Origin of the sequence: Bdellovibrio bacteriovorus, assembly GCF_001592735.1 — a bacterium.
Taxonomy (GTDB): Bacteria; Bdellovibrionota; Bdellovibrionia; order Bdellovibrionales; family Bdellovibrionaceae; genus Bdellovibrio; species Bdellovibrio bacteriovorus_D.
Window position 1 is genome coordinate 1,745,007 of record NZ_LUKE01000001.1, and the last position, 13,716, is coordinate 1,758,722.

At 45.3% G+C, this 13,716-nt stretch carries 10 protein-coding genes; 3 read left to right on the forward strand and 7 right to left on the reverse strand.

Going from position 1 to position 13,716, the window contains the following annotated elements; genetic code table 11:
- Nucleotides 1–8 precede the first annotated feature (8 nt).
- On the forward strand, nucleotides 9–815 hold the full coding sequence (locus AZI86_RS08520; protein ID WP_061834624.1) for a TIGR02147 family protein: 807 nt from the start codon (nucleotides 9–11) through the stop codon (nucleotides 813–815).
- Here AZI86_RS08520 and AZI86_RS08525 read toward each other — a convergent pair.
- The 4 genes from AZI86_RS08525 to AZI86_RS08540 all read right to left on the reverse strand — a co-directional run bounded on the left by AZI86_RS08525 (nucleotide 812) and on the right by AZI86_RS08540 (nucleotide 4,702).
- Nucleotides 812–1,588, reverse strand: a complete 777-nt coding sequence (locus AZI86_RS08525; protein ID WP_061834625.1) for a hypothetical protein — start codon at nucleotides 1,586–1,588, stop codon at nucleotides 812–814. The two genes, AZI86_RS08520 and AZI86_RS08525, sit on opposite strands and share 4 nt — an antisense overlap.
- Complete coding sequence (locus AZI86_RS08530; protein WP_061834626.1) at nucleotides 1,585–1,950, reverse strand: hypothetical protein; 366 nt, start codon at nucleotides 1,948–1,950, stop codon at nucleotides 1,585–1,587. The genes AZI86_RS08525 and AZI86_RS08530 overlap by 4 nt, the downstream gene beginning before the upstream one ends.
- Nucleotides 1,951–1,962: 12 nt before the next feature.
- Entirely contained in the window at nucleotides 1,963–3,189 is a 1,227-nt protein-coding gene (locus tag AZI86_RS08535) for a hypothetical protein (protein WP_157684662.1), read from the reverse strand.
- A gap of 262 nt (nucleotides 3,190–3,451) precedes the next feature.
- Nucleotides 3,452–4,702, reverse strand: coding sequence for an MFS transporter (locus AZI86_RS08540; RefSeq protein WP_061834628.1), 1,251 nt, complete (start codon nucleotides 4,700–4,702; stop codon nucleotides 3,452–3,454).
- Nucleotides 4,703–4,794: 92 nt separating this feature from the next.
- Here AZI86_RS08540 and AZI86_RS08545 point away from each other — a divergent pair, with 92 nt between their 5' ends.
- Both AZI86_RS08545 and AZI86_RS19455 read left to right on the forward strand, forming a co-directional pair.
- Nucleotides 4,795–7,434 (forward strand): adenylate/guanylate cyclase domain-containing protein, encoded by a 2,640-nt coding sequence (locus tag AZI86_RS08545; protein ID WP_157684663.1) that lies wholly within the window; start codon nucleotides 4,795–4,797, stop codon nucleotides 7,432–7,434.
- 52 nt (nucleotides 7,435–7,486) lie between these two features.
- Nucleotides 7,487–9,712 (forward strand): hypothetical protein, encoded by a 2,226-nt coding sequence (locus tag AZI86_RS19455; protein ID WP_061834630.1) that lies wholly within the window; start codon nucleotides 7,487–7,489, stop codon nucleotides 9,710–9,712.
- On the opposite strand, the gene AZI86_RS08555 is transcribed toward AZI86_RS19455, so the two are convergent.
- The 3 genes from AZI86_RS08555 to AZI86_RS08565 all read right to left on the reverse strand — a co-directional run bounded on the left by AZI86_RS08555 (nucleotide 9,709) and on the right by AZI86_RS08565 (nucleotide 13,622).
- Nucleotides 9,709–11,595, reverse strand: a complete 1,887-nt coding sequence (locus AZI86_RS08555; RefSeq protein ID WP_061834631.1) for a tetratricopeptide repeat protein — start codon at nucleotides 11,593–11,595, stop codon at nucleotides 9,709–9,711. The two genes, AZI86_RS19455 and AZI86_RS08555, sit on opposite strands and share 4 nt — an antisense overlap.
- Before the next feature lie 11 nt (nucleotides 11,596–11,606).
- Nucleotides 11,607–12,575, reverse strand: coding sequence for a FecR family protein (locus AZI86_RS08560; protein ID WP_061834632.1), 969 nt, complete (start codon nucleotides 12,573–12,575; stop codon nucleotides 11,607–11,609).
- Between the two features lie 90 nt (nucleotides 12,576–12,665).
- Nucleotides 12,666–13,622: an energy transducer TonB family protein gene (locus tag AZI86_RS08565; RefSeq protein WP_061834633.1), complete on the reverse strand. Its 957-nt coding sequence runs from the start codon at nucleotides 13,620–13,622 to the stop codon at nucleotides 12,666–12,668.
- Nucleotides 13,623–13,716 lie beyond the last annotated feature (94 nt).

The window sequence follows — 13,716 nt, forward strand, 5'->3', positions numbered from 1 at the left end:
ATAGTTGTGTGGCAGTGACGATTTACCAATTTCAAGACTACAAAGAGTTTTATAACTCCTGGGTTGAAAATCAGCCTCGCGGGGGGTTTGGTGAATACCGTCGTTTGGCACAAGCCCTCAATGTTTCGACCACGATGGTGAGTCAGGTTTTTAAAGGGGATAAGCATCTCAGTTTAGAACTCGCATCGGAAGTTTGTGACTTCCTAGCTTTGGACGAAGATGAAACAGATTACTTCCTTTTACTTGTCGATCATGGAAGAGCGGGCAGTCACAAGCTGCAACAAAGATTTTTGCGCCAAATTAAATCGCGCCAAGAGAAAGCAAAAAAAACAGAAAATCGCCTTAAAGCCACAGAGCTTGATGAGTCGGCCAAGATGACTTTTTATTCCAGTTGGGTTTATCAAGGTGTGCGCATGCTGGCGGATACTGGCCAGTATAATAATGCGGAAGTTTTAGCGACCCGATTAAATCTGCCGCGCAATCATATTCAAAAAGTTTTAGATTTTTTAATCGATCACCACTTGCTAGTGGAGGAGAAGAATAAGCTCAAGCTGGGCCCCTCCCATATCCACTTGCCTTCTTCTTCTCCACTAGCAAGTCGCCATTTGCAGAACTGGCACATTCAAGCCACCAGTAAGATGACGCAAATTCGCGATGAAGATTTTTTCTTTTCAGGTCCGATGTCGATGTCTGAAGAGGTGGCAGAATGGGTGCGGATGGAGCTTCCAGGCTTTGTTCAGTCCATCACCGCAAAAGTGATTCCGTCAAAGTCAGAGACCGTCCGCTGTTTGAATATCGATTGGTTTGAATACTAATACTTACGGAAGTCGTTGGCGTTAAGCCAGGCATCCAGTTGAACTTTCGAAACTTGTCCTTGGTTGCTCCAAAGCTCTGATCCTAAATCGCGAATAGCGTCATAGTCCTCTTTGGATAACTTGATTCCGCCGCTGCGGTCGCGATTGCTCAGTCCATAAGTCTGTGCGCACTTATCGCGTTGTTGGCGATGTTTGCCCGCGTCTTCTTCTTTAATACCCAGATAAGCGACTTCAGAATAGCAGTTGTCCAAAGAGTTCTTGTAAGCCATCAAACGAATGCCCATTAAGATCTCGTGCAATACAAGCTGGGCGCGATTTTCTTCGCTCATCTCTTTGGCGTTAAAAAGTTTTGAATCCACCCACACCGCACTGAGGTTTTGCAAAGCCATCTGTTGCAAGTCTTTGTCGCCAAAGCTGACACCGATGGCGTGTGCGGGAAGTTTATTTAAATCCACAGGCACGAAATACCATTTACGATTAATCGCGATGTGAACCATGTCTGAAGCAAAGCGGGGATGAGCTTCTTGAACCTTCAAAATAATTGGCAGCACCAATTGCTTAAAGGATCCGGTGCTTTTCATATTCACGGCATACGCCTCTAATGGTTTTCCGTTAACGCCGTTACCGCCACCACCAGTGTCGGCACCACCTTGAGCTTCATTTTGATTGCCTTGTTCGCGTATGACTTCACGAATGGTTTCTTTTTCCGTGCCTTGGCAGGCGATCAGGCTGGAAAGAATTAAAAAAATGAACAGTGTTTTTAACGTATTCATCGGGCACCATGAAGTACGTCAAAACGTTTTAGGTCGTTCAAGTTAAAATACGTTTCTTGCGTGGAGCCGTGTGTTTTGGTGTAAAGCACCAGCTGATTTTCTGAAAGATCAATATATCCCGTGTCGGCTTTTAGAACGGTCTTTTTATTGTTCTTAATTAAAGTAACCACCGGTTTAGTGAGTCGATGAAGTGGGCGCGCTTGGCTGCCTTCAGAAAAAGGCGCTTCAACTTCCAAGCATCCCTGTTCCGATGAACACACGTTCATCTTAAAGGAAGACATCTTTGCCTCAATAGCTGACGCAAAGGCCGGAGCCCCTGCGCTAAGATGTATCATGATTAAAAACTTGGCCAAGTGTTTCATGAATTCTTCCGACTACTTGATTTTCTCTAATAAAGTATTGGCATCTGCTTTCGGTAGTAGACCGCCGATAGAAGCATCTGGGACTTCTTTTGGACGTTGGCCTTCTTCAATCCAAAGAGTCGGCATAACCATGCGTAAATCGAAAATAGGTTTATCTAACAGAACCATGATATTAAAATCTGTCGTGGTTGTTGAGCCGTCTCTTAATTCCACAGGAGCATTGATGATTCCTGCAAGAACGCTATCTAGAACTTGCACGGATTTGTTTGCATTCACGGTATCGACACAAATGTCTTTAGTTAAAAATCCACGGCGGGCCACCATGCGACCGTACTCATCACGTTTACAAAGACTTTCTTGATATTTAATGGCCCATTTCATACCTACGCTTAAATCCGAACCCAGGCTGCGAATGGCTGTTAAGCCTTGAGACTTCATCAAAAGACCAAAATCTTTTGTTTGCTTTGCTGATTCGCCAATGGCTTCCGGAGTCATGTTAGCGGATTTCTTAATAAGCTCATCAATAGTGCCAAAGCTATAGCTTGTGGCTCCGGTGGCGTAAATGATATCTCCTGCAGCCATTTGCTTTAACACTAATAGGTCCGCCATATTTACTTTAACTGTTTCGATTTCTGAAGGATCGCACGTCATCTCCCAACCGTTGCTGTCCTCTTTAATCTCACAGGCATCCCATTTGTTTTGTTCCACGATGTCTTGAAAGAAGTTTGGGTTTAGGTAAAGTTCTAAATTAATATCGGCATTTTCAATAACGAAAGATCTGAAGTCTTCTGCAGCTTTGCGATACTCTAAAAGTAATTTCTGGATATCGGCGACATTCTTGATGAGCTCCGCATCGTCTTTTTTCTTTAATAAAAATTGGCGCGCGGGACCATTGGGAATTTCTTTAAGTCTTTTAGCGAAAACTTCAGGTTCTCCGTATTTATCAACATAAGGTTGGATGCGAGGAACAATACCTTCAAAGATCATCACGCGTTTTAAGAAGGTGTGATAAAAGCGGGCTTTTTTATTTGCGGGATCTTTAGCTAAGGCCATTTCGAAAACTTTATTTGCCAAATGCAAAGATTGAGGAACCATCAATTGCTCACCTGCGTTGGCAAGTTCGTTGGATTCCATTTGCGCATTGACGGTGATCAATTTTTTTTGAACCGGCTCAGAACAAGCGGTCAAAACCAATAACAGACTGCTGCTGATAAGTACGTTTTTGATAAGTGATTTCATAAAGTATCCTTTCGGTTTTAAAACTCGTAAGCGTTTGATGACGCTGTTATACAAAGCTTCAAAACCCATCGACAGATCTGTTTGGTAAATAGTTATCTAAAAAGTTAACCAAATGGTTAATATTTTAAAACTCGTTACTTAACGTTATTCAGCACCCAGCACTTCAAAAATGATGCCTTAGTTTCATGAAACCATAGCGAATATAGGGGGTTAGGTGACGGTAAAGCCGTCTAGATGGACTACATGGGACAAAGAAGGGCGCTTAAGGATTGAGTTTTGCTTCCTCTTTTTGCAGTTCCTCGAGGTCAAGCTTCCTAAGCGCGGGCGACAGGTATCCCACCACCGCGACCGACAGCAGGCACATGATCCCGCCAAAGTACACGGCAGGAACAGTTCCTAAAAGTTTAGCGGCAAGGCCGGATTCGACCTCGCCAATTTCGTTGGATGATCCAATGAAAATAGAATTTACGGCAGAGATTCTTCCGCGCATATGATCCGGTGATGCCAATTGAACGGCCGTCGAACGAATGATCATGCTGACGCTGTCAAACATGCCACTGAGACCCAACGCGATCATTGAAAGATAAAAATTGGTGCTTGCGCCAAAGACAAGAATGCAGACCCCGAATCCGGTCACGGCCGTGAACAGCCATCGGCCTGAATTTTTTTGGACCGGAACGCGGGCGAGATAAATAGTCATCAATGTGGCGCCGATGGCGGGGGCGGCTCTTAGAACTCCTAAGCCTTTAGGGCCCACCATTAAGATGTCGCTAGCAAAAATGGGAAGTAGTGCCGTTACACCACCAAAGAGAACCGAAAACATATCTAACGAAAGGGCCGGAAGTAAAAGTTTGTGCTTAAAGACAAACCGCACGCCGGAAAGAAGTTCGTCTTTGATGGATGCATGCTCAAAACGATTTTCAGGTGGCGCAATTTCAATTTTCATCATCAGCATCGCAGCAATAGCGATCACTAACATCAAACACACCAGAGACGAGGATACGATAGCCCCCATAAATCCAAAGATGATGCCACCCACTGCAGGACCTGCGATGCGGGCCACCTGCATCACCGAACTTGTTAAAGCGGTCGCGCGCGGTAATTCGGATCTTTCAACGATACGTGGAACTGAAGCAAAAATTGCGGGTTGAGAAAATGAACGCGCTAAGCCCGTCAAAAAAGAAGCGGAATAAAGCATCGTCGCTTGTAAGATGATGGGTAAATTCGAAGCAAATAAATGTTCGGCTAAAACTAGCACGCCCGAGAGCAGTGAAAGATAAATGATACGACGATAAACGATCAGTGGACGAGATCTGTCCACGATATAACCTGCGTACAAAGCAAGGCCAATTGCGGGGACCGCCTCCACCAAACCGATCAATCCTAACGCCAAAGGATCTTTTAAAAGTTCATAAATACGCCATCCCAAGATCACGGCCTGCATTTGTACAGCGAAAGTATAAAAGAAACGGGCGGTGAGGAGCTTTTTAAAATCTAAAGGGATCGGTTTCATGATAAGGCCACTGTACGCCTGCGCGCGACCGAAGACTAGGACAATCCTTGGGTCGATTGTCTTTTTGCGTGAATAAAATCATTCTATTTAGAATGAAAACTGACAAAATTTCTTATTTTCTTGGCGTCGCGGTCACCGTTGTTTTCGTCTTCCTTTCCATGCGGTTTTATACCTATCAAACTTTGCGAAACGAAGAAAAAGATCCCAAAAGCATTGTCGGTTTTTTAGAAACCCTCGATTTAAAGATGCTCGATTTAAAAATGCAAATCCGCGGAGTTGAGCCTACTTCAGCACCGGTAGCACTCGTGGCCATTGATGATCCTTCTTTGGAAGAAGTGGGGCGCTGGCCGTGGGCTCGTAAGGTTATAGCGCAGATGACAGATCAGATTTTTACTGATGGCGCAAAATCCATTGGCTATGATGTGATCTTTTCTGAACCCCAAATCGGGGATCCAACATCAGATCAAATGTTGGCTGAGTCTTTAACTAAACATCGCGACAAAGTGGTCACCGGCAGTTTTGCGGAACCCGCGGGGGACTTATGGCTTCCTTATCAAGATTATTGCGTGAACGAAGCTTTTATTCGGGCCAATGGTGGAGACGTTGTGCGTTTAAATGCCTCATTTGTCGTCGAAGATCGTGCTGATTTTTATGAGTCCGTGGACTTCGGAAAACTATTAAATCCTTTCTTTGAAATTTATGAAGGTGTGCAAAAGCCTAAAATCATCAAAGATGAATTAAAAATTTCTGAAGACCGGCTTACCGATGCACAAAAAAGATACGTGCAGATTCAACTGTGGAAAAGAAACTTTGAATTTTGCCGTGATTGGCTGACGGAGCATGATTCATTTCTGCCTGGGCATGATGCCAATATTGATAAAGCTTATGCCGAGGCCTTTAATGTGAAACCGGAAGAATTAAAAACCGCTATCGCAAAATTTAAAAATAAAGTCCTGCGGCATCCCTTGCCGGCTTCATGGAATTGGACAGCGAATCTGCCCAAGATACAAGAAGGTGTGGATTTCAACTCAAGCTTTAATGCTTTCCAAGATACCGACGGAAGTGTCCGTCGAATGCCGTTATTTTATCGAACGGGGAATCGCATGGGAACGTCCTTTGTTCCCACCTTGTCCCTGCAAACATATTTAACGGGCATGGGCTATCGGGCTCAGGTGGTCGTGGACCGAAGTTCTCGCAATCCAAAAATGAAAGAGATTGTGGGATTTGATATCTTTGATCCATCGCAAGAGCCTGAAAAGAAAGTTTTCTCTCTTTCCACGGATAAATACAGCTTTATGCGTATTAACTATTACGGTGGAACCTATTCTATTCCCCATGTTTCTGCGCGAGAAATTTTGCGGCAAGGCCCCACCATTAAAGTGATTCAAAGGGAGTGGGATCAAGCTAACAACCGCTGGAAGGTCGATCAAAAAGAAATGGATCGTAAAGCTTTTTTCAAAGATCGCATGGTCATCATCGGCGCCACGGCGACCGGCGTTTATGACTTGCGTGTCACTCCGTTTGAAAAGAATTTTCCGGGGCCTGAAATCCACGTTCAGGCCTTAGCCCAAATGTTTGATCAAAAATTCCTCGTCCCTTGGGAAATGGAAGGCAAGGTCATGCCATGGGTGATCTTGGTGCTAGGGATCTTGCTCAGTATCTTGTGGACCCAAACGGGGGCGGTCGCTGGAATCGTTGTATCGATGTCAGCGATAGTCTTGATCGTCGGCGTGGACTTATTAATGTTCTTAAAATTCCACGTGATGCTTTCGGCCGTTATTCCGCTGTTCCTTTTGGTGTTCTTAAATTTTACGGTCTTACAGACTTTTAAATACCTGACCGAAGAACGAAAAAAGAAAGAGCTAAAAAGCACGTTTGCCAAATACGTTTCACCGGCCATCGTGGATGAAGTTCTAAAAGCTCCTGAAAACTTAGAACTAGGTGGTCGTAAACAGCGTATGACAGTTTTCTTTTCAGATGTCCGCGGTTTCACGACGTTGTCCGAGTCCTTAGAGCCGCAAAAGCTTTCAGAGATCCTAAGTCGGTACTTATCGCCTATGACCGAGATTGTTTTTAAAAACAAAGGGACCTTGGATAAGTATATGGGCGATGCTTTGATGGCCTTCTTTGGTGCGCCCATTCCTTATCCACAACATGCTCAAGAAGCTTGTCGAACAGCTTTGCAGCACCTCGTGAAACTAGCAGAGCTTCAAGAGGAGTTCAAAAAAGAAGGAATACCTACGATCGATATCGGTATTGGGATTAATACGGGGGATATGAGCGTAGGTAATATGGGGTCGAACATCGTGCGCAGCTATACCGTCATGGGCGATGCGGTGAATTTGGGTTCGCGCTTAGAAGGTATCAACAAAGAATATGGCACTCGAGTTATTATTAGCGAATTTACTTATGCCGAAGTGAAAGAAAAATTCGTCTGCCGCGAGATAGATCAAGTAAAAGTAAAAGGGAAAACCAAACCCGTGCGGATTTTTGAACTGGTGGCGGAAGGCAACGTCTCTGAAGATAAGAAAAAGCGGCTAGATATTTTTGAAGAAGCATATCGTAAGTATGAACAGAAGAAATTTGCCGAGGCTTTGATTCAGTTTGAGACACTGGTCCAAGGTGAAACCGTTGACCCGGTCGCCGAGGTTTATGTCGAGCGCTGCCAAGAATTCATTACAAATCCTCCTCCCGAAAACTGGGATGGTGTATTTGTAATGACCAAGAAATAGAAAGTCCAACCCTACGACTTTATTTCTAAATGTGAGAGCCCGAAAAGATATCATGGACCACAAAATTCTTTTCGCTCTTACAAGTTTTTTGGTTTTACTTAACGCCTGTGAACGTAATGCCGGGGGCAAGTCTAAACTCTCCATCCAATTTCCCGAAGTTGTACAGACTGGTAAAATATCAGCATTGGTTTCAAACGGATCAACGGATGATTGGTCCTTAGTGATCCCGACGGGCTTTTCCGGTAATGCGCCCTTTAACTGCTTTGGTGTCTATATCTCAGGTCCCGAAGCTGCATTAAGAACTAATCAGTGCTATAAAAATCAAGCATCGACGATCCCAATGAAAGTTTTTGGAAAATGGAAGGGTGGCGTTTTACAGGGAAAAACTTTAGATTTTGAAGTCGAAGCCGGCAAGGACCGCGTCGTCGGCGTTTTTGGTTTTTATGCAGCAGATCCCAGTGCTTGTAAGGATTTTACGGGCACGGCAGATATGGATAAATCTCAACTTTCAAAACCTTATTTTTTGGGCGAAGCAGGACAGCTGGAGTTTATCGGTGGTCAAACCAAGGAAGTTGCAGTTAATTTAACGTTTGATGCCAATCAATCCTTTGAAGAATGCAAAGGCCCGGATTTTCAAAATGGAAGTGGCGGCGGTGGAGGCGGATCAACACCCAGTTACGGTGATTTCGGAACGGGTGCTGATGGAAACTTCATAGTAAGTTCGGGGATGACAGATCCACGGAATGTTAACAGTCCTTTAAAAGCCGTGCCTCTTATTACCACCACGCGGGTGATGTCCCTAAACGTGGGCAGCAGTGCAAAAAATCTTGTTATCGGAACGAAACTGACGGGCTTAGCATCCAAATTTGTGGTCGGTGATGAAGTCGCGCTTTATGTCGCCGCCGGTAACAGCTGTGGCAATACGGTGGTCGGATTTAGAACTCGTGGAATAGTTCAAACGGTGGCGTCAGCAGAGCTAAATATCAATGTCGATGATGAGCGTTTTTCCACTATTACCACCTCGGCTTTGGCGGCCACTGCGGGCGGAGTGGTGGCGTCTCGAAATTTCTGTCGACTCGTAATTACTCGTGTTCCCAATTTCAATACTTTGACTTTTAACGGCAGTAACGGCGCGAACATCGCATTTAATGCGGCAGGATTCGGTGATCTTAGTAATGACAGTGCCGATCATGAGGCCGGGATCGTGATTATCCGTGTGAAAGATAAAGTTGTACTTACCACGAGTGGTGGAATTGATGTCGCGACTCGTGGTTACAACGGTGGCGCTTACAGCAAAGACGGCCAAGGTTATGACGGTGCAAATACGGATACGCCGACGACTTTTGCGGTCAATGGTTCGGGGGGATCTGGTGGATTGTCATCACCCTCAATTCATCCAGGTGGCGGCGGGCACGGTGGTACCGGCGGAAATGGCTTAGCAAATGGTTTTGGTGGTCTTGTTGTTGGAGATCAATATGGATGTGGTTATGGAGTTGTGGATACTTCGTGCTTGTTTGGCAAGGTCTTTATGGGTGGCGGAGGCGGCGGAGGATACGATGCAGCCGGCGGATCAGGTGGTGGCTTGATTCTTTTAGATGCAAAAACCATCGAGCTTAATGGGAATAGTTTTGTCTTAAATGCCGATGGCGCTAATTCGTTTGGTGGTTCAACCATGGGGGGCGCCGGTGGAGCTGGCGGATCTGTGCGCGTGATCACGCAAAACGTGACGGGTTCTGGATCAGCAGAAATGAAACTGCGTTCGAACGGCGGTTATGCGAAAACCTCTTCGGGTCTTGGGCTAGGGCGTGGTGGCAGTGGAGGCGGTGGCAGAAATCATCTTCACGTGACGGGCTCATGCAGTGTTCCTAGTACCGCCATTGCCTTAGAGGCTTATTCTCCAAGTCAGTATGATAATACTATTCAAGGATTTGGCGGCGGCGCTGGCTCGAATCGGGCGGACGGAGCGGGAATCGGGACGTGTAACGGCATCGCTCAAAATATTACTCCCTTTATCGCTCGGTTTTACCCAACATCGGCGACGGCTGATATAACGTTCGGTGCAACGGTGACAGTGTACGGGGAATCTCTAGGTAGCGTGACCAGTGCGGTTTTGCAAAACACCGTGACACCGGCTTCTCAATATAATTGTACTATCTCAAATCAGACGGCGACGAAGTTTGATTGTTTAACCATGGCCCCCGCGGCTCAGTATCATTTGATTGTGACCGGAGCCGGTGGGCGAAAAACAACATATCAGGCGGCGATCACTTTGAATTAGAACGCGCCTGAGTACGTGTACATATTCGAGATTGTGATCTTGTCGTATTTATAGGCGTCAACGTTCGAAGTGTTGTCGCTCCAACCTAAACTTACAGACGTATTCCACTGTTTTGTAAGCGGCTTACTTGCAGAAAAAGTCAGACCATAGTTTGAATCTTTTCTGCCAGCCGAAGAATCGGGATAGTCCGCGGTGCCAAAATCAATACGAGCTGCACCTTGAGTTTGCCAGTAAAAATTTTGCGCATAAGTCAGGCCTAAATTGATGCGGTTGTATCTCTGATTATCACCTTTAGCGGCATTGTTGATCAGAAACAGATCAGCAATATATGTTTTGCCAGTTTTTAGATCCCCGATGAAAATCTGCGTGGTACCTATCGAGGTTTTTAGGGCCGTTTGATCATCGGCTTCAGTGGCGTCAATATTTGAAATATCATTGCGAATATCAAGATCATAGTTTGCGACCCATTTTTCCGAATGAAAGAATGTGTTACTAACCGTTAGATAAGTGGAGTTGTTGGTATTTTCGCGCGCCCCTTCACCGTCCACATTCATCATGATGGATTCAAGCCCCGGGGTGAGTGTCAAAGAGTAACTCTTATCGAATAAACTCGTCTTCCATTTAAACGGAGCTTTTAGTCCGAACACCAAAGGATCGGCGTTCTGAAGGTCTTCTTTTGCTTCAAGACTTGTGCTGGTTGAATAGATATCACTGATGCTACCAACAATCGAAAACTCTTTGAAGTAATCGTAAATCAGTCGACGCTCTAAGCTTGCTCCGTACATGAAACGAAGTCCGGCCAAATCAGTGGGTGCATTTGCGGCAGCAATATTGAGGACATTGGAGTCATACATCACGCCGCCATAAAGATCATAGGCCCATTTGTCTTTGAATTTTGCGTTAAACTCTTCAATGGCATCAATTTTCTCGATGTAAGATTCCGCCGTATTATCCATGCTTGGATCTTTAGATCGATCTAAAACATATCCAAAGGAGTCTTTGGCTTCAGAAAATCGGGAAGAGTTGTACTGCAACATACCCGCGTAATAGGCGGCCGTCGCACTGAGCATTTCATCATTTTCATCGCGAACTTCGATAAAATATTTTAAGGCACTTTCCGGTTCGTTCATGCGGTAGTAATTCATGCCGATGAAGTAGTTTTTATCGACGCGAGAATAATCACCGTCTTCAGCCATTGATAAGGCGACCAGGGATTTTTGATATTCTTCTTCTTGAAAAAGCGAAACACCGTATTGGAAATAGTATTTGTTATTAGAAGGATCCATTTCGATGGCTTCTTTAAACTTTGTGGTGGCTTGCTTGTAGTCTTTATTTTGATAAAAGGTCATGGCGGCCGCGGCGGCGTTTTGTGCTTTGAGCTGTCGATTTTTGCGTTCTTGCTCAGACATCGCCAGGGCTTTCTTTTCAAGTTCTTCACGACGTTTAGATTCTGCTAGTTCATAAGCAATGCGTTCTTTTTCTTGTTGATTGCTTTGCAAAAGAATTAGGTTTGCTTTGCGGATATCTGTGCTTGGGGCCATCTTCGTGCTGGTGGCGCGGATCGGATAAACATCAAGAGTGATGTTGGTCACGCCTTTAGGAGCATCTTCCTCTTTTTCATCAAAGACGATGACGAATGTTCCTTCATAAAGGCCTTCCTTATTATTCACCAGAGGCAATGCAATAAGGGCGCGTTTTCCGGTTTGTTTGTCTTTTATAAGAACCGTTTTTGAGTCGCCTTTGTGTCTTTTTGAAGTGTAGCGAATTTTTACGGGTTTACCTTGTTTTACATCAACGGTCAGGCTGGATTCTTGAGCTTTTACAAATACCGGAGCCCCCAAAAGGAGGCTCATGGTCATGAGGGTGCAAAGGATGGTTTTCATGTGACTCACGATTATTGAGGTTTAGGCGTAACGATCACTTTGGTTTTTGTACCTTTATTTTGAATGGCTTCGGTCGCAGTTTTAGGAATTGGCGTCGGTGTCGCCAGAGGTGCAGCTACAACAGGTTTTGGAGGCGGTTTGATTTCAGGTGCCGGAGGTGGGGCATTTTTTGGATTCGAGACAGCAGTCCCCCCATGATCTTCCGAAGTCACCATGCGCTCAGCGGGCTTTGCTTCAGAACTGGGCATTCTTGAATCGTCTTTTTTCGGCTCATCATTTTTACTTGAATCAGGCGTGCCACCGCTTTGAGGAGCCGCGGCTGGCGCTTCTTTTTGAATGGCGTCCATTGATTTGGTGTCAGACATGTTTGAGAAACTATTCATTTGTTCTTTGGAGACAGAGAATGTTTCTAATTTTGCCGTGGATGATCCCACATTAACTCCTTGATTCGGAGTCACGGGGATAGCGGGTGCGCCTGCCGTAACCGGAGCGACCATAACCTTACCACTCATAACCATGATTGATGTCATGGCCGTCGTGGGATTGTATTGAACAACGTATTGAGTGCCCCGAACCCCAGCAACCGCCGTGGGTGTGCGCATTTCAAATTTATTTTTTTCGCCGTATTTTTGTTCGACCTGGGCGCGAACTTTACCTTGCATCAAAGCCAGTTGAGCCGTTCTTTCGCTTTCGATTTCACTGGTTTTATAGTTGGTGATTTCAAACTTTGTATCCGGGGAAAGTTGTAAGACGTTGCGATCCGCCATGACGATTTTAGCTCTTGAGTCTTTTTCGGTAACAACGGTGTCGCCTGAAAAAACTTTGGAACCGACTTTTGCGATATTTGTGGACTTGTCTTTACCCGAAATGACTTTGACCGAACCTTTAACCACCATGAACAAGCCATTATCAGCGGCGTGAACAGGGCCTACCCAAAGACACATCGACGCAACCACCACACTAAGTGTGAACTTAGACATACTCTTATCTCCTTCACCGGATCTCTTTATATTATTGTCAAAGGTGGTAAGTAGTAAGTCTCGTTAATGATAAGTCTAGGTAGAGTTATTTTAAACTTCGAGGACAAAATCCCAACGGATTTTGACGGTGCCGTCAGTTTCGACAATCCCTTTAGGTGGATTGGGAAATGGAGCCGCGTCACGGAAGGCTTCGATCGCAGCATCATCAAGATCGCGCACACCAGAATCGCTAAGAACTTGCACACGGACTAAAGTCCCGGCGTCGTTTAAAACGATAAGCACTTTGGTCACACGGTCTTTATTAGTGGCTGCGGGGGCGCGACCTTCTTTAAAAAGCTTAGTGAGTTTTTCACGCACGCGTCCTTCCCAGTGCTGGGAAAGCTGTTTGCGGATTCGATTATAGTACGAATAATACTTAAACTCGCGGGTATTCAAAAGCGTCTCTAAACCTTGATCAACATCTTTAAGATAGTCATTGGTTTGACTGGTTTCGCCACCCACGCCGGAATTTTGGGAACCTTGACCTTCACCTAGGCCCTTATCCACTTTTTCTTCGGCAAGTTTTTGGTTATCCAAGGCGGCCGTTGAGTCAAAGCCTTTAAAGATGTCTTTTTCGATCATCTTTTTAGACTCTTCTTTAACTTCGGCTACTTTTTTACGGCCATCGCCCTTAGCGCCTGCTTTTTCAGCAGACGGCTTTTTTAAGTTTTGAAACTCACCACGGTTTTTCGCCACGGTTTGTTTTTCGACTTTTTGGTTTTTAGCGCTTAGGAAACGAGAATCCTCTGGCGCAACATTGTTGGCCGTGTCTTCGTTTTGCTCAACCACTTGATTATTCGGGGTATGACGTTCACGACGCTGCTTTACCGCTTCCTCAATCTGAGCCATCTTTTGTAGGTCTTCCGGAGTCAGAAAGTTGATGCTTACAGTTTCTTTTGGTTGGTCCGACGGAGTTAATTTCTCCGCTACCAGCAAAGAAGCAACTACGATCGCATGGGCGACCAGGGACAGCAGCATGTACATTCTGAAAGACGGTGACTTCTTCATAGGACCTCACCCCTTTCTATCGGTATTATGACACCCGAACGTGAGATCTGGGTGAAACTAGTCCGCAGAATTCGACACAAGTCTAGGACCAGAC

Coding starts and splice junctions, on each gene's coding strand:
- AZI86_RS08525 (WP_061834625.1), bottom strand. CDS start 1,588: ATGAATACGTTAAAAACACTGTTCATTTTTTTAATTCTTTCCAGCCTG.
- AZI86_RS08530 (WP_061834626.1), bottom strand. CDS start 1,950: ATGAAACACTTGGCCAAGTTTTTAATCATGATACATCTTAGCGCAGGG.
- AZI86_RS08535 (WP_157684662.1), bottom strand. CDS start 3,189: ATGAAATCACTTATCAAAAACGTACTTATCAGCAGCAGTCTGTTATTG.
- AZI86_RS08540 (WP_061834628.1), bottom strand. CDS start 4,702: ATGAAACCGATCCCTTTAGATTTTAAAAAGCTCCTCACCGCCCGTTTC.
- AZI86_RS08545 (WP_157684663.1), top strand. CDS start 4,795: ATGAAAACTGACAAAATTTCTTATTTTCTTGGCGTCGCGGTCACCGTT.
- AZI86_RS19455 (WP_061834630.1), top strand. CDS start 7,487: ATGGACCACAAAATTCTTTTCGCTCTTACAAGTTTTTTGGTTTTACTT.
- AZI86_RS08555 (WP_061834631.1), bottom strand. CDS start 11,595: ATGAAAACCATCCTTTGCACCCTCATGACCATGAGCCTCCTTTTGGGG.
- AZI86_RS08560 (WP_061834632.1), bottom strand. CDS start 12,575: ATGTCTAAGTTCACACTTAGTGTGGTGGTTGCGTCGATGTGTCTTTGG.
- AZI86_RS08565 (WP_061834633.1), bottom strand. CDS start 13,622: ATGAAGAAGTCACCGTCTTTCAGAATGTACATGCTGCTGTCCCTGGTC.